This is a genomic window from Undibacterium sp. Ji42W, assembly GCF_049340405.1.
In the GTDB taxonomy this organism is placed as follows: domain Bacteria; phylum Pseudomonadota; class Gammaproteobacteria; order Burkholderiales; family Burkholderiaceae_D; genus Undibacterium.
In genome coordinates, this window is record NZ_JBMPOV010000002.1 from 86,977 (window position 1) to 111,610 (window position 24,634).

Genomic DNA, 24,634 nt, shown 5'->3' on the forward strand with positions numbered 1-24,634 from the left:
AAGATGGGCGCAAAAGCCCCACCGGGGTCACAGCCGGTCAAAAATATCAAATCCGGTTACTGCCGATACAGTCGCAAATGTATTCTTTGCTTTGTGACTTATCCGCTTGTCTGTTCACTCACCTGGCTATTCAGATGCTCGACTGCCTGATTGCTTAGCCGCGTGAGAAAGTCCTGGTTACACGTTCAAGATGCGCCCGCATCGCTTTGCGCGCTGCTGCAGGATCATGGGAAGCAATCGCCTCCAAAATATGTCTATGATCGGTCAGCGTTTGCTGGCGCAAGTCTTCTGTCTGGAAATGCTCCTTCAATTTGTGCCACAAACGACCGCGTTGATTCCACAGATATTCGACAGTACCCACCAGTGCACTATTCCCTGTTGCCCTGGCGATGGCCAGATGAAAGTTCCTGTCCGCGTTTTCATTACTGGAATAATTGGCATGGTGCTTTTCCATTTCCAATACAGCTTTCAAGATTTCATCTACCGCCGAATCAGTTGCCACTCTTGCTGCAATTGCTGCTACTTCTGCTTCTATCAAACGGCGGGCGGACAACACCTCGAATGGCCCTGGCCCTGCTTCAGGCACATCTGCCTGCGCCTTTGGCAGTTCACTGACATACACGCCAGAACCACCACGCACCTCAATCACACCACCCAGCTCCAGCGCAATCAGTGCCTCACGCAAAGATGCGCGACTGACACTGAGTTTGGTTGCCAGATCACGCTCGGAAGGCAAGCGTTCACCAGCAGCAATGTTCTCTTCAGTGATCAGGGCCTGGATTCTGTCAGCCACCACTCTGTACAGGCGGGGCTCATGTTGCACCCCCTCGTTCTGTGAACTATTTTTTTTCATCATGATGATTTGCTACTCATAGAAATGCTGAATAAAAGCAATCCGGTCAGACCATTCTAATGTGGTCAGACCAAATATGCAATGTGGACTAGCCAGATTTTTTATTTGGTGGCATACTCGCCACAAATGATACGTGAGGGATTATAGCGGACTCTGCATTTTCTCCCGTAAAAAAAGAAAAATCTGATGGTACAGAAACAGATTTTCATAGGGAAAGCTGATTGGAACCGTGTTATTTACGGCAATGATGTAAATAAGCAACGCAGTTATCGCTTTCTTTACAAATGCTCATGCCAGTTTCTTTCTGGTATGACCAATTTTATGAAAATCCGATTTTTCAACAAAAAAATTGTGCAAGGCGCATGTCTTTGTACACTGATAGCCAAAAAATTGGCAACCTAGGGGAAAAGAAAATGACGGTATCCAGCATCAGCCAGCCACTCAGCTCGCCGCTTTATATACGCATGCATGGCAACGACAACGTTGCTATCGTTGCCAATGATGGCGGCTTACCGGCTGCGACGGTCTTTCCCTGTGGCCTGGCCTTACTGGAGCATGTTCCCCAGGGACATAAACTGGCCTTGCAGGATATTGCTGAGGGTGCCGCCATTACCCGCTATAACGTCACCATAGGTTATGCAGTACGCGCTATCCCGCAAGGTAGCTGGGTGGAAGAATCACTGATACGCATGCCCCCCGCCAGGGAACTGGTGGATTTACCTATCGCTACTGTGCACGCCCCGAATACGGAACCACTAGAAGGCTACAGCTTCATGGGTTACAGGAATGCGGATGGCAGCGTGGGTACACGCAACATCCTCGCCATTACGACGACCGTGCAATGTGTGTCTGGCGTGGTTGAGCATGCGGTCAAGCGCATCAAGGAAGAACTACTACCCAAGTATCCCCATGTCGATGATGTGGTCGGCCTCGAACACACTTATGGTTGCGGCGTTGCGATTGATGCGCCAAATGCCAATATCCCCATACGCACGGTACGCAATATCAGCCTGAATCCAAATTTTGGCGGGCAAGCCATGGTAGTCAGCCTGGGCTGTGAAAAATTGCAGCCAACACGCCTGTTCCCCAAGGGTAGTATTCCCATCAAAAAGGGTGATACAGGCAGTGGCGAGCCAGCACTAGTATGCCTGCAGGATCAGGTACATGTGGGCTTCAATTCCATGATCACCTCCATCATGAACACCGCAGAAAAACAACTGGCAGAACTGGACAAGCGCCGCCGTGAACCCTGCCCTGCATCAGAGCTTGTCGTGGGCGTGCAATGCGGCGGCAGCGATGCCTTCTCAGGCGTCACAGCCAACCCGGCTGTTGGTTTTGCGACAGACTTACTGGTGCGCGCCGGTGCGACGGTGATGTTTTCTGAAGTGACAGAAGTACGTGATGGCATAGACCAGTTGACCTCACGCGCCGCCAACCCGGAAGTGGCCGCTGCCATGATCAGGGAAATGGCCTGGTATGACGATTACCTGAAACGTGGTGGCGTTGACCGCAGCGCGAATACCACACCGGGTAATAAAAAAGGTGGTCTGTCAAATATCGTTGAAAAAGCCATGGGCTCCATCGTCAAGTCTGGCAGCTCGACTATTTCAGGCGTGCTGTCACCCGGTGACAAGCTGACACAAAAAGGTTTGATCTACGCTGCCACACCAGCCAGTGATTTTGTTTGCGGCACTTTGCAACTGGCGGCAGGCATGAACCTGCACGTATTCACCACAGGGCGCGGTACACCTTATGGCCTGGCCGCAGTTCCCGTTATTAAAGTCGCCACCAGGAACGATCTGGCCAGACGCTGGCATGACCTCATGGATATCAATGCCGGCAAAATCGCCAGTGGTGAAGCCACGATTGCCGATGTAGGCTGGGAATTATTCCAGATGCTGCTGGATGTTGCCAGCGGCAAGGAAACCTGGGCCGAGCACTGGAAATTGCATAATGCACTGGTATTGTTTAACCCGGCACCAATTACCTGATAGCCTCGCCTCAGCAGCAACGCACATAAAGAATTCCATAGAAGAGAAAGAATCCCATGAACACCAATATCACTGAAAAACCTTTCAACCGCATTTTGCTGACCGGTGCAGCCGGTGGCCTGGGCAAAGTCTTGCGTGAACGCATCAAGGCATGGGCCAACATCGTGCGCCTTAGCGATATCGCCGATCTCGGCACAGCGGGTGAAGGCGAAGAAGTCGTGCAATGTGACCTGGCCGACAAGGCTGCCGTGCTGGCATTGATGGAGGGCGTGGATGTGGTGCTGCATTTTGGTGGTATTTCGACTGAAGCCAATTTTGAAGCCATCATGCATGCAAACATACAGGGTACTTACAATATCTATGAAGCGGTGCACAAGCACAATGTCAAACGTGTGGTATTTGCCAGCTCTAACCATGCAGTCGGTTTTTACCGCACCACGGATTATATCGATGCTGACATGCCCACCCGCCCGGATGGCATGTATGGCATCAGCAAATGTTTTGGTGAGTCCTTGTCGCGTTTTTACTATGACAGGTTCGGCATAGAGACCGTCTGCATACGCATAGGTTCATCCTTCCCAGTACCAACTACGCGCCGCATGCTGGTGACGTACTTCAGCTATGATGATCTGGTTGAAATGCTACGTTGCTCCATCTTCGCTCCGCGCGTGGGTCACACCATCGCCTTTGGTGTTTCTGAAAATCCGGGTAAATGGTGGGACAATAAAAAAGCAGCGCACTTGGGATATAAGGCAAAAGATAGCTCTACGGTTTTTTCTCATCTTTATCCAGACAGTAGTGATTATCCTGCAAAAGACGATATCACCACTATTTATCAAGGCGGTGGTTTCTTGCTGACGACACCGCAATATAAAGAATAAATCAGAGAATAAATCAGGAAATAAGAGTTTGTTGCCACCTCAAAAGGGCAGACAATTTACATTTGTCTGCCCTTTTTCACTCACCAGCCGTCAGGGTAAGGAACTGGTCAAGAATATGGAAGTGATCGTCAAAGAATAATTCCTCCATCCCCTCCAGCTTGTCTATGCTGACCCAGGCCGCCTGGGCTGCATCATCGGCCGCGCGTATGTCAGGCAAATGGTCCGTCTGCAAATCAAAATAATGTGCGTGTGTAATCGTGCGGCCACGGAGGCTGCGGCCAGGGTGGTCAAACACTTTGACATCAACCAGTGAATGCTCAAGCGTAGATGTCAGTACCGCCAGGTTGGTTTCTTCAAACAATTCGCGTATCGCCCCCTGGAACAAACGTTCATTCTGATCCAGGAAACCGCCAGGCAATGCCCACAAGCCCTTCCCCGGGAAACCACCGCGCTGTACCAGCAAGATATGTCCTGCTGCCTTGACTACCGCATCCAGCGTGACAAACATGGGTGCATAAGGAGCAGGTTTCCATGCTGCCTGATACGCCAGCAACTGTGCATGCTCTTTCATAAGCGCGGCATAGTGCGGCAAAATGCTCCAGGCTTTCAGGTATTGGCGTATGCTCAGTGGCAGGTAATGGGCAATCACATCTAGTGATACACGCATGTCTTCTGCCTCAAACAATACCTTGCGTATAACAGTGGCGTCAATCGCCAGCAATTGCTCAGCCGCGACCAACTGCCATTGAGGAAAACGGTTCAGATAATAGCTGGAGGCGTCCTTGAAGTGGCCGATCAGGGCTATACGCTTGGCATAGGGGAAGTGCCTTTCCACCTTGCCACGCACTGCTGTCGCCCAGCGTACATCATCATAATAATCACGCACCGCAATATACGACACCCTGTCACGTTCTGCGGGTGTGAGCGTCGCATTGATCATGTCTGCCCGTTCTTGCCAGGTGAAAGGGTTCTTGGTACTGCGCGCATGGAAAGATGAACCCAGTACTACGACCACTTCTTCTGCAGTTTCCAGCGCCAGTTGCAAGAGGGTGGCATGGCCGTTATGAAATGGTTGAAAGCGACCTATCAATACTGCAACATCAATTTGCATGGTTGACTTCATAAAATAAAACTGTGATTAATCTTAATTGCTGTACTTTGCCGCAATCGGCATCTGCCGTCCACTACCAAAAGCACGGCCACGCACGCGAATGATGGGTGGTGCCTGGCGGCGCTTATATTCGTTGCGCGCTACCATGCCCATGATGCGGTTCATGCTTGTCACACCAGCTTCTGACTTTTGCAATTTTTCCACAAAGGCTTGGGCTTTGACAAATTCATGCGCTGGCAGGCGCTTGCCTTCTATATGCCATTTCAGCATTTCATCCAGCTCATCATACGGTGGCAAGCTGTCCGTATCAAGCTGGTCAAGTGCCAGCTCTGCTGATGGCGGTTTGGTCAGTACATCTTGCGGGATGATTTCTCGCCCGGCTGCATTGTTGACATGTTGTGACAAGGCATACACCTCGGTCTTGTACAGGTCGCCTATCAGGCCCAGGCCACCATTGGTATCACCATACAGGGTGCAATAACCCACCGATATCTCGCTCTTGTTACCTGTCGTCAGCAACAGCGCGCCAAAGGCATTCGAGTATTCCATGAGTATGGTGCCACGTATGCGGGCCTGCAAATTCTCTTGTGTCAATCCACGCAGGGGTAATGCAAATGCATCCTCAAAGCCCTTCGCATATTGCTCCACCAGACTCAGTATCGGATGCGTATACAATTTGACTAGCAGGTTGTCGCATAATTTGACAGAGTCAGACACTGAGCCTGTACTTGAATACGCAGATGGCATGGTGATGGCAATAACGTTTTCTGCGCCCAGTGCCTGCACTGCCAGGGCAATAGTCAACGCTGAATCAATACCACCGGAAGAACCGACCACCACTTGTTTGAAACCACAACGGCGCGCATAGTCTTGCAGGCCCAACACGATCTGGCGACGGGTAAATTCTGGTACTGACAAACCCGCACTATCCGGTTTGACTAATGTCGTACCATCAACCGCGGTGAAATGATGGTTTGCAAATCCCAGCAATTGAAAATCTTCTTTAAAACGTGCTGCCTCAAAAGTCACGCCATGATCAGGTGTGACCGCAAAAGAAGCGCCATCAAACACCAGTTGATCTTGCCCACCAACCTGGTTCACATACAGCAAAGGCAATTGATGATGCGCAGCGGCCCTGGCAAACATCGCATGTCTTTGCTGGCGTTTGCCTATATCTGAAGGGCTGGCATTGATGCTGATGATCAAATCGACCTTGGCCACTTTCAGTGCGTTGAAGGGGTTAACCTGGTAATCATGCTCTTCATCATTCCAGCCATCTTCACAGACCATGAAGCCTAGCTTATGACCAGCGACATCCAGTGTGCTGGCAACTTCCTGCCCTGGTTCAAAATGGCGGCGCTCATCAAAGATGCCATAAGTCGGCAGCAATTGTTTATAGTATTCAGCAACAATCTCACCATTGCGTATCGCCAGCAAAGCATTATGCAAAGCTTTGCCCTGCCCTTTGTTTGGACGCACGGTGCCGATAACGCTGACGAGATCAGGGCAATCTTTGGAAGCCTGCATGATGCTGGCCAATGCCTGTTCAGCCTTCAATAAAAAAGCACTGTCTTCGAGCAAATCACCGGGGTAATAGCCGCAGACACAGAGCTCACTAAATACCGCGACGTCAGCATTAGCTAATGCAGCTTTTTGCATATGCTGGATGATCGCGGCTGTATTGCCAGCAAAGTCACCCACCATATAATTTAATTGTGCAACTGCCAGTTTCAACATAATGAAAAGATCCTGAATTTAAATAATAGGGTGATGAAAAACCTGACGCAAATAAGCGAGGAAAGTTTCATCAGTACATAAGGTCTTGCCAGCAGAATCAGACAATTTTGCGACTGGCTGGCCATTGCAAGACATCAGCTTCATGACGATATTCAAAGCCTTGATGCCTGTGTCATTCGTCAGGTTCGTGCCTATGCCAAAACCTGTCATGGTGCGGTCAGCAAAATGGTGATACAGACTGAAGGCAGTTTCCAGATTCAGGCCATCAGAAAACACCAGCCGCTTGGTATGTGCATCTATGCGCAATTTGGTATAGTGAGCCAAAGCTTTTTCACCCCAGACTACAGGGTCCCCAGAATCGTGGCGCAGGCCATCAAACAGTTTGGCAAAGTAAAGGTCAAAGTCAGACAAAAAGGCATCCATGCCGACCACATCTGTCAAAGCAGTACCCAGGTCACCACGGTATTCCTGCACCCAGTATTCCAGCGCTGCTTTTTGAAAATCACGCAGGCGCACACCAAAGGACTGGTAAGACTGCAGGTATTCATGCGCCATCGTCCCTATGGGCACCAGCTTGTGCTTCTTGGCCAGATAGACATTCGATGTGCCCTTGAAGAATTGCGGTACTTCACGCGCCAGCGTGGCGACGACTTCATCATGCCATTCACCAGAGAAGCGCCTGCGCAAACCAAAATCAAAGAATTCAAAAGGGTGAGTTCTTGGTGCTTCTTTTCCAAATGCACGGATTTGTTCTATCTTGGCTGCCAGCCTGTCTCTCCCCTCAACCAGAGACTGCTCTGTTTGCAAGCGGCGGAAATATAATTCATTGACGATATGCAGTACAAAGATTTCAAAACCCATGACATGCACTTGCGGGCCAGTTGCCACGATCTGGAGGTTGTCGCCATCGGTACTGACCTTGATGAATTTACGCTGGAAATGAAAGACCGTTAAAAAGTCAGTGAAATCACTTTTGATGAAGCGCAAGGAACGCAGATAATCGAGTTCATCTTCAGTAAAGTTCAATGCGCACAAGTGATCGATTTCACGTTCAACATCGTCCTTCAATTCGGCGAGTGGATAAGCCGTAGAATTGCGGCAAACGAAAGCATATTCAGTCTGGGCATTTGGATGGCTATGCAGCAAGGCTTGCCACATGGTGAATTTATATAAATCAGTTTCCAGCAAACTTTGAACGACGGGTTTCATCTTTTTCTTTTCTAGTGTCATTTAAGTAGAGTGCGCCACGCGCAGCATTGTTTGACGCACCCACAAATAATCATCAGCTTTTGATTTTTGACAAAGGGGCGGTGCGCACGGCGCACCCTACGCGTTTATCTTCTTAGCCTTTACGCATTCGCCAACAACTCAGGCAATACATCTGCCATCTTCGCAACCTGCACACCTTTGGCAACCATGTCGCGCACAAAGCCCTCAAACTGGGCATCAAAACCTGTGACTGCACTCATGCAATCAGTTACCAATACCAGCTTGTGCAAATCGGCTGCTGCGAAATTTTCTACCAGATGTTCAGTGGTCGCCTTCACACAATGGCTGCCTGCTTCGCCAGTAATATACACGCGGTCAGCCTTACGGAGTTCTGTAATCAATTGCTGGTTCAGTTGCGTATCTGGGTCACTGGCATCTGGCACTTCTGCCTTCACTGCTGAATAATGCTCGGTCCAGGGGTTGGAACCTTTGTTGATTTTATTAACCACGCCCAGTTGTTTTTCTTCCCAGGCATTATAGGCTGCACGCACATCTGCATGTACATTTTGCCCCCATGAGCCAATTTCACAATGCACCGGCCATATCATCAGTTGATAACGGCCTTCTGCCTCCAGTGCATCCAGGTAGGCCAGGGCGCGTGGCAAAGCATCAGGCTGGCGTGGCTGATATTTACCAGCGCGTACCGCAGTTGCAGCTATGCTGGTAAAAGGCGATACCGCAGCACCCTGCCCTGTCATCCAGAAAGTAGGGTGGGCAATGTCATAGCGATGATGCGCATCCAGAGTGATGCTGATACCGCTGATGCCATCGGCCCCTTTATTGATGAGCTCGGCCACGCGCAACATATCGGCATGGGCGCCAGGCACAGGCAGGGCTGGCGACAATGGTTCAGCGCTATGCGCGTCCCTTGCCAGATAAGCTGGCGGCAAATCACAGAAATCATTTTGCGGATCAATGATGAGGACTTGCAAATTGCGTTTCATGATGTTTCCTTTTTCTTGTGAGGCTGATTCTATTGTAGATCACTTAGTTATTTTTTACAACTAAGTATCTGTATATTCTTTTTTATTGCCTTAATCAGCATCAAAAATACCGCCCGAAATTCAAAAACATTTTTGTTTTCAATAACTTAGCATACATCTTTAGTTTCACCCTGAGTCCATCTCTTGCCACTGATGGTTACCATTCCTTGCAAATTCGAGGGCTGTGAATCAAAAACCGCAATAAATTGCATATTCAATGGATTTGCTTTCCCACGGTGATTAATGCTAAGCGAGTATTTATTTCTATCTCCTACATGCGCGAAAACAACAAATAGATCAAACTTAGTTACAGTAGAAAACTATCTTAGTTGCATTATTTAACTAACTTGATTTATAGTGCAATTAACCCTGCAAGACAGGTAACCTATAAAAAGAAAAAATAATGAAAATAACTCAATCCCCAAAAAACTTCAGCAAATTCCTCAGCTATGTACTGCGCCACCATCCAGGCTCCATAGGCATTACACTGGATGTACAAGGCTGGACAGAAATATCCACGCTGATAAGCCAGGCCGCAAAGCATGGTAAGCGCTTCAAGCTCGAAGATTTGCACGAAGCAGTGCGTATTTCTGACAAGCAGCGCTTTGCTATCAGTGAAAATGGTTTGCGCATACGTGCAAACCAGGGACATTCGGTAGCGGTGGATCTGGCCTTGCCTGTAACGGTGCCGCCAGATGTTTTGTATCATGGCACGGCCAGCCGTTTCATTGCATCCATCATGAAGGATGGGTTGCGCCCAGGTTCACGTCATCATGTACATCTGTCGGCAACTACGACAACGGCACGTACCGTTGGTGCGCGGCATGGCACGCCGGTTATCCTGCAAGTCATGGCAAAGGACATGCATGAGGATGGAATCCAGTTTTTTGTATCAGCAAATGGTGTATGGTTGTGCGACAGCGTTTTACCAAAATATTTAATCAGGATGAATAATGACCACTAAGCGACCACATCAGAATACTTACTGGGTAAGACCAGGACAATTACTGGCAGGCGAATACCCGGGTGCACTGGACGCAAACACGGCAGCGCAAAGGCTGGGGCTATATCTCGATTGCGGCGTCGATTATTTTATCGACCTGACAGAAGAAGATGAATTAGATCCGTATGCACCGCTACTGATGAAGCTGGCGAAAGAGCGCGGTATGCAAGCCCAACACCGCCGCTTTGCCATACCAGACCGCCATACCCCATCGTCACGAGGTCATATGCAGGAAATCCTGCTGGCACTGGACGAAGCACTGGCAAAGCAGCATATCGTGTATGTACATTGCTTTGGCGGCATAGGGCGCACTGGCACGGTCATAGGCTGCTATCTGGCAGAGCAACATCAGGACACCAAAGCAGGCTTGCAGGAACTGGCGCAATTATGGCAGCAGATGGAAAAGAAAAGCTTTTGGCCAGAGACACCGCAAACTACAGAACAGCATGCCTGGGTATTGGCTTGGCCCGTGGATAGCAATCCAGAAAGTACAGGAAAGACATGAATACGCGAGAAGAATTATTAAAGCAGATAGACGAGGGCAAGCAGTTCAATTATTTGCAATTCTGGGGTCATAAACAACGTGGCCTGCAAGCGGACAAAGCCTGCTTCAGTCAATGGTTTGTTGCGCCGTTCAAGATCGATGGCATCACTTACCCTACGGCTGAACATTATATGATGGCTGGCAAGGCCAGGCTGTTCGGTGACGATGTCGTGCTCAAAGAAATACTGGCGGCCAGCGACCCGGATATGGTGAAACGCCTAGGCAGGAAAGTGAAGAATTATGATGAACCGACATGGGTAGAGCATCGCTTCAGGATCGTAGTCGATGGCAACTATGCGAAATTTTCACAAAACCCAAAACTAAAACTGTATCTGTTAAGTACCGCAGACAAGATCATCGTCGAAGCCAGCCCTCTGGATAGAATCTGGGGCACGGGTCTGGCGCAAGATCATCCTGACAGTAATAAACCACAACTTTGGCAAGGCTTGAATTTACTGGGTTTTGCCTTGATGGAAGCCAGGAGCAAACTGTTAGCAGAAGACAGGCATTAATATTGTAATGCTCGTCAATTGAACTATGCATTCGCATGCACGCCAAGCATGCGAATCACGCAAAAATCTCGTTTGAATATCAGCCTCGCATCCGTTTAAATATCCACAGACGACAGCCCTGAACTTACCATCCGGAAGCACGGCTTCGTCGCAATATGGACGGAGGCAATATGCATGTCTTTACTGAGCATCAAAGGGAATTTTCACTACCGGCATCAATGCCTGGCAGCAGCTACGTACTGGCACCCATGAGCTATGTTTTTCCTGATGGTCAACGACCTGTCAGTTATACCTTTGAACCACCGGTTGGTATCCCATGGGAAAATGCTACTTACGATTTGCGTGAAGTGGCGATACATGATGCGCGCCAGGCCGAACAGGAACCGCAGCTTGAACGCGAGGGTTTTGAATTGTGGGATGCGCCCACTTCCGTCCAAAACTTCATGGATCATGAAGAAGTCAGGTCTGATTATTATCAGGAAGCGCGTGAACTGGCGCTGGCTGTTACTGGTGGCAAGCAGGCTTATGTCTTCGATCACCTGGTCCGGCGACGCGAAGCGAGAGAAGCCAGCCTGTCATTTGGCAAGCGGGCGGAGAATGGTTTGGCGGCGGCCAATGGGCGCATACATAATGACTACACCGAACAATCGGGGCAAAAACGCCTGGCCCTAGTCGTCAGGGATATGGAAGTGATGGCGCAGATACGGCGCTATTGCATCATCAATATCTGGCGTCCTACCCATAATACCGTGCTTGATACGCCGCTGGCAATTTGTGATGCACGCACAGTGCGGCAATCGCATTTGCTCGCTTGCGATGTCAAGTACCCTAACCGCACCGGTGAAATTTATCTGTCCAGATTTTCACCAAGACACCGCTGGTCTTACTTCGCTGAAATGCAGCCACACGAAGCACTGATCTTCAAGCAATATGACAGCCAGTTTAGCGGCGTTTCGCGCTTTACGCCGCATGCTGCATTTGATCACCCGCATGCTCCTGAAGATGCACCACCAAGAGAAAGTATAGAGCTGCGCTGCCTGGTAGTATTTTGAAAAAGAGATCAAGATGGATACGCCGATAAGCAGCATGCCTGTCATCGATTTCTGGTTTGAGTTTGGCAGCAATTACAGTTACCTCAGCGTCATGCGCATGGAGCAGGAGGCAGCCAGGGCAGGCGTCAGGGTACGCTGGCAGCCGTTCTTGCTTGGCCCCATATTCCAGGCGCTGGGATGGGAGACATCTCCCTTTGTATTGCAGAAAGCCAAAGGGGATTATGTCTGGCTGGATATGGAAAGACAATGCCACAAGTATGGCCTGCCCTGGAAAAAGCCTGACAATTTCCCACGTCCGGCCATCCTGCCTTTAAGGGTCGCGGTACTAGGTGCGGAGCAAAGCTGGATGGCAGAATATTGTCGCCGCATCATGCAAATGAATTTTGTGCATGACAAGGATATCGACAACAAAGAAATGGTGGCTGCTGCGTTAAATGATATGGGCTTGCCCGCAACTGAAATCATCACGCAAGCCCTGGGCGATGACAACAAATTGAAGCTGCGCAGGCAAACCGGACTGGCCATGAGCAAGGGCATCTTTGGTGCGCCGACTTTTTTTGTCGGCGAGCAGATGTACTGGGGCAATGACAGGCTCGATGATGCGCTTGCTCATGCACGGGATTTGTTGATTTATCCCGACGCATGAACCTGGCGATCTGGATCAGGCTGTTGCAGTCGCATCGGCTTGTATCTCAGGTTTTTGCACAGCTAGCGTTCTGATGAACAGACTTAACAAAGCAGTCAGTACGCCACCCGCAATCAGGAAAAGATAGACATAGCGAAATTGCTGCAGATTCTGTACCTGTCCACCTAGTATGGTCACTGTGAAAGCGACGCCAAGGGCAGAACCAAACTGGCGCACAGCCTGGTTCACCGCACTCCCCACGCCAAAGCGTTTTGCGGGCAGGCGTGCTACTGCTGCGCCTGACAGTGATGGCAGCACCAGGCCTACACCTATGCCACTGAGCAGCATGCCGGGCAACCAGACAGTCAGATAATCGGCCGTCAGGCTGGTGTTCAGATAAAACCATAAACCACTCAAGGCATAGATCAATCCACCTGCTACCAGCAAAGGTTTATGACCATAGCGCGCGACGTAGCGGCCAGAAATAATCGCCACCGGCATGACCATCAAAGGGCCGGGCGTGATGCCAAAGCCGGCCTTGGTCAGGCCATAATGCCAGATTGCGGTCATAAATAAAAAGAAAGTCAGGAACATGGCGGTAAACGCGGCACCAAACACCAATGTGGCGGCATTCACAAAGCGATAATTCCTGTCCTCGAACAAACTCAAATCTACTGCTGCATGTGGCTTGCCTTTGGCCCAATAGATGAAGAACAACAGTATCACTACGCCTGCGCCGATGGTGACGAGAGTTGCCGGCGCCAGCCAGCCCCAGCTGTCGGATTGGACTATGCCTAGTATCAGCAAGCCGCTGCCCGCGATGAGCAAGAACACACCTGGCCAGTCAAAGCGATGGCCGGTTTCCAGGTTGCGCGATTCTGACAGGCTCAGTGCCGCCCTGGTCATGGCGATTATGCCGATGGGAACATTGATCAGGAATGCCCACTGCCAGTTGATACTCTCTATGATAAGAGCGCCTACACTAGGTCCAACTGCCGCTGCCAGCGCGGCAACCGCACCCCACAGGCTGACGGCAATGGCGCGTTTCTCGATAGGGAAAGCCTGCAATACCAGCGCCAGTGAAGTTGGCGTCAGCAGGGCTGCCCCTATAGCCTGCAAGACGCGGAAGAAAATCAGCATATTGGTACTGCCCGCCACGCCACATAAACCGGATGCCAGGGTGAATATACCCACACCAAGAATGAACAGGCGCTTGCGCCCCAATAAATCTGCCAGACGCCCGGCAGGCACGAGTAATGCCGCATAAACGATGGTATAGGCGTTCAACACCCAGGACAGTTCACTAGACCGGACATCGGGAAAGGCATGGCGCAATGCGGGGAAGACAGCGAAGCCGATAGTGGCATCCAGCGATACCAGAAATACGGCGACACTCGCCAAGGCGAAGGTTGGCCAGGGGCTGATGTTTTTCATGGTGCTTCTCCTGTATCTGCCACTCGTTCGACGATATCGGCGGCAAGTTTATTAATAATGAAGCTGACTGCTGCGGCATGTATTTCTGGCGTGCGCAAGATACGCCTGTGCCCAGTTCCTGCGCTTGCTACAAGACTGGCTTGCGGCCAGGCATCAGCCAGTGCCTGACTTTCGGAATAGGGCATTTCTTTGTCTTCGGGATCATGCATGATCAGGGCAGGATGGCGCATGCCTTGCTGCAGGTGTGCCAAATCCATGGATGAAAGCGGTGCGCCTATGCTGCTTGCCAGCATCTCTTCCACCTGTTGTCTGGCTGTTTCATTCAAGCCACCTGCCCTGGTTGCATGCTGGAATACGCGTGTCAGTGAAGCCGGGCCACACAGATGAATGCTGGCCTTGACTTGCACACCTTGCGCAAAGGCATACAGGCTGGCGGCAGAACCTACAGAATGGGCGATAGTGGCAATCAGCGGTCCAAGATGACTGGCCGCGGCAACAACAGCTTTGCCATAATCGAGAACATTAGTAGTTTCGCCTTTCGATGCGCCGTGTGCAGGTGCATCCAGTGCCGTCACGCTAAAGCCTGCCTGAAGCAAAGGCGCGACAAAACCTGCCATGTGGCTGGCGCGGCTTTCCCAGCCGTGCAGGAGCAAGACCTGCGGCCCTTGTCCCCAGGTCCAGACGCGCAATTCCAGACCAGCATAAGGGATGCTGGCGGGGCGCGCATGCGTCAGTGCTTTTTTATCATCTTGAGTTTCTGCCTGCCTTTGCGGCAGGGTGAATGCCTGCAAGATCATGTCCATGATGGGCTTATTTGCTGCATTATTTATTGCCTTATTTACTACTCTGGCTGATGTATTCATGCTGCCCTCAAAATTAGATGACAAATATAATCCAATGGATGTTGATTATCATCTAAAATAGAGATTCATGTCAAACTTGATTAAAACCAGTATTAAAATGCAAACTCTGGTTGGCAGATTTTTGAGGAATAGAACAAATGAGAACTACCCGCGAACAAGCCGCGCAAACCCGCGAGCGCATCGTAGAAACCGCTGCCCGCCTGTATCGTGAACATGGCATCAATGGCATAGGCGTGGCCGACCTGATGAAAGAAGCCGGGCTCACGCACGGTGGTTTTTACAAGCACTTTGAATCCAAGGAAGCCCTGATTGCCGAAGCCTGCAGTACCGCGCTGGAAAGCACACGTACAGAACTGCTGCGGAAAACAGAACTGGTCAGCGACGAGGAAGCCATCGCCAGCCTGGTGCATAGCTACCTGAGCCGGGCGCATAGTGAACATCCCGGCCATGGTTGTGCGATTGCGGCACTAGGAGCAGAAGCAGCACGCGGCAAGACAGCCAGCAAGGAAGTGATGGCGCAAGGTGTTGATCAGTTACTGGCCATCATCAGCAAGCAATTGCAACGTTCAGGAGTCAAGGATGATGCGGCTACCGCGCATGGTGTCTTGTCTTCGCTGATCGGTGGCCTGCTGTTGTCGCGCATGATGGATAACCCAGTCAAATCCAGAGCCATACTGCGTGATACGGAGGATTTTGTATTGAAGGCCGTACAGAAATAAAAACCTGTCCGGCAATTGCTGCCGGACAGGCGATCAATCAATTTACTGATTTCACTTCTTTACTTCATTGACGATTATTCGCCAGCCTGCGTACCACAGCCAGCAAACGGTCTATCTCTTCACAAGTATTGTAGAAAGCAAACGAAGGCCGTACCGTTGCTTCCAGACCAAAGCGACGCAAGATGGGTTGGGCACAATGATGGCCGGAACGGACTGCAATTCCCTCATCATTGAGCGCCTTGCCCACTTCTGCGGTTGCATAGCCCGCCAATACGAAAGATGCGACACTGGCTTTTTGATGCGCGGTACCGACCAGACGTACGCCGGGTATATTCTTCAGCCCATGCGTTGCATATTCCAGCAAGGCATGTTCATACAGCGCGATATTTTCAAGGCCTATGCGTTCAACATAATCAATCGCTGCACCCAGGCCAACTGCATCGGCAATATTGCCAGTCCCTGCTTCAAAACGTGCTGGTGCTGGCTGATAACGGGTGTGCTCGAAAGTCACATCGGCTATCATATTGCCGCCGCCCTGCCAGGGTGGCAGTTGCTCCAGCAAGGCCTTCTTGCCATACACCACACCTATGCCAGTCGGGCCAAATATCTTGTGGCCCGAAAAGACATAAAAGTCGGCATCCAGCGCCTGCACATTCACACGCAGATGTGATACGGCCTGCGCCCCGTCTATCAGCACGCGGGCACCAGCCGCATGGGCCAGGGCAGTAATCTCATGCACAGGGGCGATAGTACCCAGGGCATTTGACACTTGCGTTACCGCCACCAGACGGGTTTTGCTGTTCAAGAGCTTGCGGTATTCGTCCAGCAAGACCTGACCACTGTCATCGACAGGAATAACACGTATGACAGCACCCTTCTCAGCCGCCAGTTGCTGCCAAGGCACGATATTGGCATGATGTTCAAGCTCAGAGACGATGATCTCATCACCCGCACCGATGAACTTCTTGCCAAAGGTTTGCGCTATAAGATTGATACCTTCAGTCGCGCCACGTACGAAGATGATTTCCTGTTCGCTGGCAGCACCGAGAAAGTTGGCTACCTTTTTACGTGCAGACTCATAAGCATCACTGGCACGCGCCGCCAGTTCATGTGCCGCTCTATGTATATTGGAATTCTCATGTTCATAGAAATAACTGATGCGGTCTATCACCGACTTTGGCTTTTGCGTCGTGGCAGCATTATCAAACCACACCAGTTGCTTGCCATTGACACGCTCCGCCAGGATAGGAAAATCCCTGCGCACGGCATTGATGTCGAAGGGTGCCGCCAGCGATGGATTAGCAGCCCTTGGTGCCTGGTCCCAGTAGTCTTGCTCCCCTTGCTGGAAATAATAAGCCGGGTGCGCAGTACTGCCACCAGCTTGTTGCACTGGCGCAGAAGTGGCCGGATACAGTTCACCCAAAATGCGCTGCAATTGATCCTGACCTGGCGAAGCGAAAGAAGTTTTTTCAGTCTTCCTGCCTGTACCTTGTGCCGCCAGATTGTCCAGATTATTGTCAGCAACTGGATAGCCATGCTCCTGCCCGACAAAATAGTAGGGTGTACTGGAACTGGCACCACCAGCTTGTGGACGCGAAGGTGCAATGCTGTTACCACCATTTTGCGGCACGCCACTGGCTGAGACAGAAGGCTGGCTTTGCAAAGAGCTGCTCTCGTGTACAGGAGTACGCGCCGACGGCGGCGCTTCAGGCGCATTGCCCTGGCTAAAGCCCGGCAAGAATTGCGCTGCCGCCTGCACCGCACCCGGCACCAGCGCAAAGAATTCTGATGCCATGCGGTTCAGCGCAGCCTCATCCGGCAAACCAGAGTTTGCCGGACCCGTATTACCGCCTTTATCATTTATAGGTGTCAGGATAGTCATGGTATTTACCGATCTCTACGTCGTCCAGAACAGCCACTGCATCATCTGTTAATACTGCCAGCGAGCAGTACAGGGAAATGAGGTAAGAAGCAATCGCATTGCGGTTGATGCCCATGAAGCGCACGGACAAACCAGGGCTTTGCTCACCCGCCAGGCCAGGCTGGAACAAACCAACCACGCCCTGACGTTTTTCCCCCACGCGCAACAGAATGATTTTTGTCTTGCCATCTTCGATAGGCAATTTGTCAGACGGCACCAGTGGCACACCACGCCATGTCAGGAATTGTGAACCAAACAGGCTGACTGTTGGTGGTGGCACGCCACGGCGTGTGCACTCACGGCCAAAGGCGGCAATCGCCAGCGGGTGGGCAAGGAAAAAACCTGGCTCTTTCCAGACTTTGGTCAGCAAGTCGTCAAGGTCATCTGGTGTAGGTGCACCTGTCAGGGTGGAGATGCGCTGATCGTCATGCACATTTGCCAGCAAACCGTAGTCAGGATTATTGATGAGTTCGCTTTCCTGGCGTTCCTTGATGGTTTCTACCGTCAGGCGTAATTGTTCCTTGATCTGGTCGTGCGGGCTGCTGTAAAGATCAGAAATGCGCGTATGCACGTCCAGCACGGTGGCTACCGCATTGAGGAAATATTCGCGTGGCTGTTCGTCATAATCGACAAAGGTTTGTGGTAATTCAGATTCATCGCGCTGTGAGCAGGCTACCCGCACATCCTTGGGATTTTTTACCTTGTTCAGGCGGTAGATACCTGCCTCTACCGGCAACCATTGCAGCAAATGCACCAGCCAGCGCGGCGAAATGGTGGACAACTGGGGAACAGTCTTGGTCGCATTCGCTAACTGCCTGGCGGCATTATCGCTGAGTGCGAAATTACCTGCAGTTACTTCATTACTTACATCGCTCATTAATCACTCCATAAAAGTCAGTGTATCGAAAAAATAAACATGAACAGGCGTGCGGGGATAAGGAGCCCTCGTATCAGATACCGGGCACCTTATTTGAAGCTCACTTATTCAAACCAAAGAAACGGGATTTTGCTGTTCGTGCCGCAAACTGGCCTGGCTGACATGGCTGCCTGCGGCCACGTCGCTGGTGACCCAGACGTTGCCGCCAACGATGGCTCCACGGCCGATAGTGACGCGCCCTAATACCGTAGCACCGGCATAGATGACCACATCATCTTCAACGATGGGGTGACGCGGCAGACCTTTTTGCAGCTTGCCATCTTCATCACTGGGAAAGCGTTTTGCACCCAGCGTGACAGCCTGATAAATACGCACACGCTGACCGATGACGGCGGTTTCACCAATCACCACGCCAGTACCATGATCGATGAAAAAGCCTGCACCTATGCTGGCCCCGGGGTGGATGTCTATGCCGGTCTGTCCATGCGCAATCTCGGCGACGATGCGTGCCAGCAGTGGCACACCGAGTTGATACAATTGATGGGCAATACGGTGATGTATCATCGCTAGTATCCCGGGGTAACACAGCAAGACTTCATCTACCGTGCGCGCCGCTGGATCGCCCTGGTAAGCTGAGATGACATCGCTGTCCAGCAGTGAACGTATGCCAGGCAAGGCGCGGGAAAATTCACGTACGATCGTCAGGGCACGGTCATCAATATGCAAGCCCTCTTCTTCATGATAGCGCGATGCATAGCTGAGTTCCAGCCTGACCTGGCCCAGCAAAGAATGCAAGACAGTATCGAGCGTATGGCCTACATAAAAGTCTTCACTCTCTTGTCTCAGTTCCGGCGGCCCCAGGCGCATGGGGAACAAGGCACCGCGCAAGTCATTGAGGATTTTTGCCAGTGCATCGCGCGATGGCAATTCACGGCCACCAGGCTCGGCTGATCTTTGCTGGCGACGACGCCAGGCATGACGCACCACTGCCAGTTCGCTGACAACCTGCTCTATACCGAATAGCGAGGCGCGTATCTCTTTAGTCTGTTGCAATGCTTGTCCCATGATGCTCTGCCTTTTTCAACTCTTCAATTACTTCAATCTTGTATCCAGGGCAGCTTTTGGAAGCGCCAGCCGCCGCTATGCCCGCGCTGCTGCGCTTCATCCAGATCACCTTCAAAACCCTGTTCTACATTGAAGACATGTGGAAGCCCAGCCTTGGTGGCCGCTTCAGCCGCCAGTGCAGAACGTTTACCACTACGACAGAGCAGCAAGACTACGGTCTGCCTGTCCTTCAGTTTGCCTTCGAGCTCTTTGACAAAGCGTGGGTTGCGCGTCAGTGCCGTGCCTGTCGCCCAGGCCACATGCAGGCTGTCTGGCAAGTGGCCGACGAATTTGCGCTCTTCATTACTACGAACATCAACGATTACCGCCAGGCCTTGCTGCTGCAATTTCCACGCATCTGCCGGGGAAACGCTGCCAGCAAATGGCAAACCAGCATCTTTGGCACGTTGGCGTGCAGCAGCTAATGTGAGGGGTTCAGTTTGTGTCTCGATAAGTGGGGAAGCTGTCATACACGTTCTCTGCATTTATGTTTTCATCACAGAGATTGAATGTACAGAAATTACCTAAGACAGAAAACGAATAAAAATGAAGTTAATTATCCGAAATTCAAATATGCTGTAGCTATTGCCACAAAGCTGGCACTTACTGCGGTGCGCAAATATGGCAATGCAGTCTGTTAGGCGTATGATATTAGAATCCCATCACTCTATCGCTACTATGGCTACTATGGCTACAGCTAAATCTACCTCGTATCCCAGGCTAACGACACTGCTGACACTGGGTGTCAGTGCGGTAGTATTGTGTACCGTCCTGTCGGCCCTGCTGCTGGTTGATCACTTCGCAAAAAACTATGCGCAGAAAGAAGCAGAGCAAAGACTGCAGCAAGTTGCCTGGCAAATGCGCGACTCCCTGGACCAGGTCATGCAAAAATCAGTCAGCGATGTGCAACTGCTGTCGCAACTGAATGAAGTTAAAGACGGTAAAGATCCTGCGGACGTACGCCGCATCCTTGATCACTTACAGCACAATTTCTCTGACTACGCCTGGATAGGATTGGCCGACCCCGACGGCAAAGTACTTGCTTCTACCAAAGGCATGCTTGAAGGGCAGGATGTCAGCAAGCGACCCTGGTTCATCGAGGGGAAAAAAGCCTTGTATGCAGGTGACTACCATCCTGCCCTGCTATTGCAAAAACTGCTACCTTACAGCATAGACCCCTGGCGCTTTGTGGATGTATCTATCCCGGTCTACAATTCTGAAGGCAAGCTGCATGGTGTGCTGGGTGTGCACCTGAGCTGGAACTGGACACGTAACCTGGTGCAAAACATACTGGCGCCAGCCGACAAGCAGTATGCGGCAGAAATCATGGTGGCGCGTGAAGATGGCACCGTCTTGCTGGGGCCACCGAAGATGGAAGAAAGCAAGATATCTCCCAATAGCCTGAAGCTGTCACGTTCAGGCAAGAGTGGCGTCACGGAAGAGGCATGGGAAGGCCCCCAAAAATATCTGACAGCCTATACCATGAGTGGGCAGGCACGCAATTATCCAGCCTTGCAATGGAGCATACTCGTGCGCCAGCCCAAGGATGTTGCCATGGCTGGTTTGTATAACCTGCAGCGCGAAATCCTGATTTCTGGTGCCATACTGTGCGTCGTGCTGGCGCTGCTGGCATCGCTGCTGGCTCGGCGCATGTCGTCTTCACTGACCAAGCTCAGTAGCTTCATGGAACAGCGTACCCAAAACCGTGATGCACAGGCAGCGCAACCGGTCTTCCCGGTTGTGGTTCATGGCTTTCACGAAGCACAGCTTTTATCGACCACGATAGCGGGAATGCTGGCAAAAGAAGAACAATACCTGAACAAGATCGAACGCAGCAATCAAGACCTTGAAGCAACCGTCGTTGAACGCACGCGAGAAATTGAACTGAAAGCCAGCCAGCTGGAAAATGCCTTGCAAGAGCAGCGCGTTGTACAAAACCGTCTGCAAGCCATTACAGATAACCTGCCATGTATCATCACTTTTATGGACAGGCAAGAACGCTATTTATTCGTGAACGCTTTCGTCATGACAGAATTTGGCATCAAGCCCGAGCATCTGTTGGGGCGCACTTTGCGTGAGGTTGTTGGCGATGAATTTTACAAGGTCCATGCACCCCATGTGCAGGCAGTATTGGCAGGTGAACGTGTCAGTTTTGAAGGCGAGGGAAAATTAAACAAACGTACTTACTACTATCAGTCTGTGTATGTGCCAGCCTATGACGATGCCGGGCAAGTCACGGGGTTTTATGCGATGAGCTTTGATATCGCTGACCGCAAGCGGGTAGAGATGATGATGAATGAATTCGTCTCCATGGTCAGCCACGAACTGCGTACGCCATTGACATCCATCAACGGTTCACTGCGTCTCGTAGCCGCCGGCGTTGCTGGGCAAGTACCGGAAAAAGCCCATGAGCTGATCACGGTTGCCATGCGCAATGGTGACCGCTTGCTGCACCTGATCAATGATATTCTCGACCTGGAAAAAATCGCCTCAGGCAAGATGGAATTCAATTTCCAGCTCAGCCAGATTGGTCCGATGATCCAGGATGCCATCAGTGCCAACAAATCCTATGCGGATCAATACGGTGTCAGCATCCACTGGCATGAAGCCTATGCCGAGTTGATGGTCAATGTTGACCGTCACCGCGTTGGTCAGGTACTCGCCAATCTCTTGTCAAACGCGATCAAGTTTTCCCACAAGGGTGGCGAGGTGGAAGTCACGGTAGAAATGATCTTGTCCAGACAAAGGATCAAGGTCATCGTGACCGACCATGGCTGCGGCATACCTTCCAACTTCCATAGCAAGATATTCCAGAAATTCAGTCAGGTAGATGGGTCCAATACCCGTAAAAAAGGTGGCACCGGCCTGGGCTTGAATATCTGCAAAACCATTATAGAAAAAATGGAAGGAAGCATAGGCTTCACCTCCACCGTGGACGTTGGCAGCCAGTTCTTTTTTGAGTTGCCGCTGGCAGGCACCACAACGAATGCCGCCAGCGTCATTGAAGCAAACCAGACTGACTAGGATGCGGAGAGTGCCTGTTCCAGATCAGCAATCAGGTCATCAATGTGCTCTATGCCTATGGACAAACGCACGGTGTCTTCAGTGACACCGGCTTTTGCCAGTTCTTCAGGATTTAATTGACGGTGGGTAGTACTGGCTGGATGGCAAGCCAGGGATTTGGCGTCGCCTATATTCACCAGGCGGGTAAATAGCTGCAGTGCATCCTGGAATCGACCGCCAGCATCGCGCCCACCTTCCAGACCAAAGGTCAGGATACCGGAAGGCTTGCCGCCCAGGTATTTTTGCGCCAGCGCATGGTCTTTGTGCTCAGGCAGACCCGCATAATTGACCCACTTTACTTTGGCATGTTTGTCCAGATAATGGGCAATCTTGATGGTATTGTCAGTGATTCTATCCAGACGCAAGGCCAGGGTTTCTATGCCTTGCAAGATGAGGAAGGCATTGAAGGGCGACAAGGCCGCACCGGTATTGCGTAAAGGTACAACGCGGGCACGTCCTATGTAGGCTGCTGCACCCAGCGCTTCGGTATATACCACGCCGTGATAAGAGACATCAGGCTCGTTCAGGCGTTTGAACCTTTCTTTATGCTCAGCCCAGGGGAACTTGCCAGAATCGACAATGATGCCACCTATGGAATTACCATGCCCACCCAGGTATTTGGTCAGAGAGTGCACCACGATGTCGGCACCAAATTCTATGGGGCGCAACAGGTAAGGTGAAGGCACAGTGTTATCCACAATCAGCGGCACACCATGTCGGTGGGCGACGTTGGCGATGGCTTCAATATCGGTGATGTTACCAAGCGGGTTACCGATCGATTCTACAAATACCGCCTTGGTTTTGCCGTCGATCAGTTTGGCAAAGGATTCAGGATCACGATAATCGGCGAAGCGGGTTTCTATGCCGAACTGCGGCAGCGTATGGGCAAACAGATTATAGGTGCCGCCATACAGGGTAGAAGCAGAGACGATATTGTCACCCGCCTCGGCAATCGTCTGTATCGCGTAGGTAATCGCAGCCTGCCCAGATGCCAGCGCCAGACCGGCAATGCCACCTTCGAGCTCAGCGACACGTTTTTCCAGCACATCATTGGTAGGATTCATGATGCGTGAATAGATATTGCCCTGTACTTTCAAATCAAACAGGTCTGCACCATGCTGGGTATTATCAAAGGCATAAGCAACGGTCTGGTAGATAGGTACGGCAACTGCGCGTGTAGTCGGGTCAGGTGTATAGCCACCGTGTACGGCAATGGTTTCCAGCTTCATCAAGATGTCCTTTTTTTTAATAATGCGTTCGAATAAGGAATTTGATCATAAAAATACTGTCTTTAAATAACAAGGAAGTATTTCGAATTTGCTTATCAAGAAAATGAAGCAGACTTTATTCATGGTGAGTTGAGCGTCAAAAAACTTTTGATTTATGCCCTTAGGTGGCACTGCTGCATTCTGTACAAGGAAAAGTGCAATCTGAAAGTGGCATATATTATTATAATGACATTATTAAAAAGATCATTAGTTTTGAATTTGAAATACAAACTTACAATATAAAACAGGAATTATTTATAGTTTGATATTTATAATAGGCTGGAAAAACACAATCAAATTTCCATAAAACTCGCATGAGGTTGCTATATAAATGAAAAAATATATCCCATTGGCAATGTTTATTTTCGTTGCGTCTGCCTGCACGACATCGCCTGCACAAAATGAACCGCGCAACGTCAGGGCTGGCGGTTTTCAGGATCAGCAGAATGCCGAAGTAGGTGATATCCAGGACATGCGCAGAACGACACTGCAAAAGCAAGGACGGACAGGCGCAACTGGTGCAGTGGTAGGTGCGGTCACCGGTGCAGCGCTGGGTAATCAGATTGGCAAAGGCAACGGCAAGAAAGTCAGCACCGTATTAGGTGGTGTCGTCGGTGGCGTAGTTGGCAATGCTGTTGCTGAACAAAATTCAATGGTCAACGTGCCAGGACTGGAAATTGTAGTGCGCCTGCGCAGTAATGGCAGCCTCATCACTGTCACGCAGGAACAACAGGGACGCGATTCCTATTACATAGGCCAGCCAGTGCGGGTAATCTACACGCAAAATATGGCGCAAGTTCTGCCGATGTAATGCGCAGGAATCA

Annotated in this window: 22 protein-coding genes; 10 read left to right on the plus strand and 12 right to left on the minus strand. The window is 50.8% G+C overall.

Features of this window, described 5'->3' with window-relative positions; all coding sequences use genetic code 11:
- Nucleotides 1–154: 154 nt before the first annotated feature.
- On the minus strand, nucleotides 155–856 hold the full coding sequence (locus ACO0LG_RS03725) for a FadR/GntR family transcriptional regulator (protein ID WP_423023459.1): 702 nt from the start codon (nucleotides 854–856) through the stop codon (nucleotides 155–157).
- Between the two features lie 410 nt (nucleotides 857–1,266).
- On the opposite strand from ACO0LG_RS03725, the gene garD reads away from it, so the two are divergent.
- The gene (gene garD / locus ACO0LG_RS03730; protein WP_423023461.1) at nucleotides 1,267–2,844 is read left to right on the plus strand and encodes a galactarate dehydratase; all 1,578 of its coding nucleotides are present in this window, start codon (nucleotides 1,267–1,269) and stop codon (nucleotides 2,842–2,844) included.
- 56 nt (nucleotides 2,845–2,900) lie between these two features.
- Nucleotides 2,901–3,725 (plus strand): NAD-dependent epimerase/dehydratase family protein, encoded by an 825-nt coding sequence (locus tag ACO0LG_RS03735; RefSeq protein WP_423023463.1) that lies wholly within the window; start codon nucleotides 2,901–2,903, stop codon nucleotides 3,723–3,725.
- Between the two features lie 76 nt (nucleotides 3,726–3,801).
- Here the strand turns inward: ACO0LG_RS03735 and ACO0LG_RS03740 are convergent, their stop codons facing one another.
- The 4 genes from ACO0LG_RS03740 to ACO0LG_RS03755 form a co-directional block, all read right to left on the minus strand.
- Nucleotides 3,802–4,836 carry a bifunctional nicotinamide-nucleotide adenylyltransferase/Nudix hydroxylase gene (locus ACO0LG_RS03740; protein WP_423023465.1) on the minus strand — a complete coding sequence of 345 codons (1,035 nt, stop codon included), beginning with the start codon at nucleotides 4,834–4,836 and terminating at the stop codon, nucleotides 3,802–3,804.
- Between the two features lie 33 nt (nucleotides 4,837–4,869).
- Entirely contained in the window at nucleotides 4,870–6,573 is a 1,704-nt protein-coding gene (locus ACO0LG_RS03745; RefSeq protein WP_423023467.1) for an NAD+ synthase, read from the minus strand.
- Nucleotides 6,574–6,591: 18 nt separating this feature from the next.
- Nucleotides 6,592–7,782 (minus strand): nicotinate phosphoribosyltransferase, encoded by a 1,191-nt coding sequence (gene pncB / locus ACO0LG_RS03750; protein WP_423023469.1) that lies wholly within the window; start codon nucleotides 7,780–7,782, stop codon nucleotides 6,592–6,594.
- 140 nt (nucleotides 7,783–7,922) lie between these two features.
- The gene (locus tag ACO0LG_RS03755) at nucleotides 7,923–8,786 is read right to left on the minus strand and encodes a cysteine hydrolase (RefSeq protein ID WP_423023471.1); all 864 of its coding nucleotides are present in this window, start codon (nucleotides 8,784–8,786) and stop codon (nucleotides 7,923–7,925) included.
- Between the two features lie 442 nt (nucleotides 8,787–9,228).
- On the opposite strand from ACO0LG_RS03755, the gene ACO0LG_RS03760 reads away from it, so the two are divergent.
- The 5 genes from ACO0LG_RS03760 to ACO0LG_RS03780 all read left to right on the plus strand — a co-directional run bounded on the left by ACO0LG_RS03760 (nucleotide 9,229) and on the right by ACO0LG_RS03780 (nucleotide 12,582).
- Nucleotides 9,229–9,789: an RNA 2'-phosphotransferase gene (locus tag ACO0LG_RS03760; RefSeq protein ID WP_423023473.1), complete on the plus strand. Its 561-nt coding sequence runs from the start codon at nucleotides 9,229–9,231 to the stop codon at nucleotides 9,787–9,789.
- On the plus strand, nucleotides 9,779–10,333 hold the full coding sequence (locus tag ACO0LG_RS03765) for a protein-tyrosine phosphatase family protein (RefSeq protein ID WP_423023475.1): 555 nt from the start codon (nucleotides 9,779–9,781) through the stop codon (nucleotides 10,331–10,333). The genes ACO0LG_RS03760 and ACO0LG_RS03765 overlap by 11 nt, the downstream gene beginning before the upstream one ends.
- Nucleotides 10,330–10,884 carry an NADAR family protein gene (locus ACO0LG_RS03770; RefSeq protein WP_423023477.1) on the plus strand — a complete coding sequence of 185 codons (555 nt, stop codon included), beginning with the start codon at nucleotides 10,330–10,332 and terminating at the stop codon, nucleotides 10,882–10,884. The genes ACO0LG_RS03765 and ACO0LG_RS03770 overlap by 4 nt, the downstream gene beginning before the upstream one ends.
- Nucleotides 10,885–11,054: 170 nt before the next feature.
- On the plus strand, nucleotides 11,055–11,936 hold the full coding sequence (locus tag ACO0LG_RS03775; protein WP_423023479.1) for a CmcJ/NvfI family oxidoreductase: 882 nt from the start codon (nucleotides 11,055–11,057) through the stop codon (nucleotides 11,934–11,936).
- Between the two features lie 13 nt (nucleotides 11,937–11,949).
- The gene (locus ACO0LG_RS03780) at nucleotides 11,950–12,582 is read left to right on the plus strand and encodes a 2-hydroxychromene-2-carboxylate isomerase (RefSeq protein ID WP_423023481.1); all 633 of its coding nucleotides are present in this window, start codon (nucleotides 11,950–11,952) and stop codon (nucleotides 12,580–12,582) included.
- Between the two features lie 15 nt (nucleotides 12,583–12,597).
- Here the strand turns inward: ACO0LG_RS03780 and ACO0LG_RS03785 are convergent, their stop codons facing one another.
- A complete protein-coding gene (locus tag ACO0LG_RS03785; RefSeq protein WP_423023483.1) occupies nucleotides 12,598–13,995 on the minus strand; it encodes a DHA2 family efflux MFS transporter permease subunit in 1,398 nt (465 codons plus the stop codon).
- A complete protein-coding gene (locus tag ACO0LG_RS03790) occupies nucleotides 13,992–14,858 on the minus strand; it encodes an alpha/beta fold hydrolase (RefSeq protein ID WP_423023485.1) in 867 nt (288 codons plus the stop codon). Before ACO0LG_RS03790 ends, ACO0LG_RS03785 begins: the two co-directional genes overlap by 4 nt.
- Nucleotides 14,859–14,995: 137 nt before the next feature.
- Between ACO0LG_RS03790 and ACO0LG_RS03795 the strand changes: the two genes are divergently transcribed.
- Entirely contained in the window at nucleotides 14,996–15,577 is a 582-nt protein-coding gene (locus tag ACO0LG_RS03795; protein WP_423023487.1) for a TetR/AcrR family transcriptional regulator, read from the plus strand.
- 64 nt (nucleotides 15,578–15,641) lie between these two features.
- On the opposite strand, the gene ACO0LG_RS03800 is transcribed toward ACO0LG_RS03795, so the two are convergent.
- From ACO0LG_RS03800 to ACO0LG_RS03815, 4 genes are all read right to left on the minus strand, one after another.
- The gene (locus tag ACO0LG_RS03800) at nucleotides 15,642–17,459 is read right to left on the minus strand and encodes a family 2A encapsulin nanocompartment cargo protein cysteine desulfurase (protein WP_423023489.1); all 1,818 of its coding nucleotides are present in this window, start codon (nucleotides 17,457–17,459) and stop codon (nucleotides 15,642–15,644) included.
- Nucleotides 17,434–18,375 (minus strand): family 2A encapsulin nanocompartment shell protein, encoded by a 942-nt coding sequence (locus ACO0LG_RS03805; RefSeq protein ID WP_423023491.1) that lies wholly within the window; start codon nucleotides 18,373–18,375, stop codon nucleotides 17,434–17,436. Before ACO0LG_RS03805 ends, ACO0LG_RS03800 begins: the two co-directional genes overlap by 26 nt.
- Before the next feature lie 108 nt (nucleotides 18,376–18,483).
- Complete coding sequence (epsC, locus tag ACO0LG_RS03810) at nucleotides 18,484–19,440, minus strand: serine O-acetyltransferase EpsC (protein ID WP_423007670.1); 957 nt, start codon at nucleotides 19,438–19,440, stop codon at nucleotides 18,484–18,486.
- Nucleotides 19,441–19,472: 32 nt separating this feature from the next.
- Nucleotides 19,473–19,949 carry a rhodanese-like domain-containing protein gene (locus ACO0LG_RS03815; protein WP_423023493.1) on the minus strand — a complete coding sequence of 159 codons (477 nt, stop codon included), beginning with the start codon at nucleotides 19,947–19,949 and terminating at the stop codon, nucleotides 19,473–19,475.
- A gap of 217 nt (nucleotides 19,950–20,166) precedes the next feature.
- On the opposite strand from ACO0LG_RS03815, the gene ACO0LG_RS03820 reads away from it, so the two are divergent.
- On the plus strand, nucleotides 20,167–22,503 hold the full coding sequence (locus tag ACO0LG_RS03820) for a sensor histidine kinase (protein WP_423023495.1): 2,337 nt from the start codon (nucleotides 20,167–20,169) through the stop codon (nucleotides 22,501–22,503).
- Here ACO0LG_RS03820 and ACO0LG_RS03825 read toward each other — a convergent pair.
- Nucleotides 22,500–23,771: an O-acetylhomoserine aminocarboxypropyltransferase/cysteine synthase family protein gene (locus ACO0LG_RS03825; RefSeq protein ID WP_423023497.1), complete on the minus strand. Its 1,272-nt coding sequence runs from the start codon at nucleotides 23,769–23,771 to the stop codon at nucleotides 22,500–22,502. The genes ACO0LG_RS03820 and ACO0LG_RS03825 overlap by 4 nt on opposite strands.
- A 370-nt stretch (nucleotides 23,772–24,141) precedes the next feature.
- Here ACO0LG_RS03825 and ACO0LG_RS03830 point away from each other — a divergent pair, with 370 nt between their 5' ends.
- On the plus strand, nucleotides 24,142–24,621 hold the full coding sequence (locus ACO0LG_RS03830; protein ID WP_423023499.1) for a glycine zipper 2TM domain-containing protein: 480 nt from the start codon (nucleotides 24,142–24,144) through the stop codon (nucleotides 24,619–24,621).
- Nucleotides 24,622–24,634: the final 13 nt, after the last annotated feature.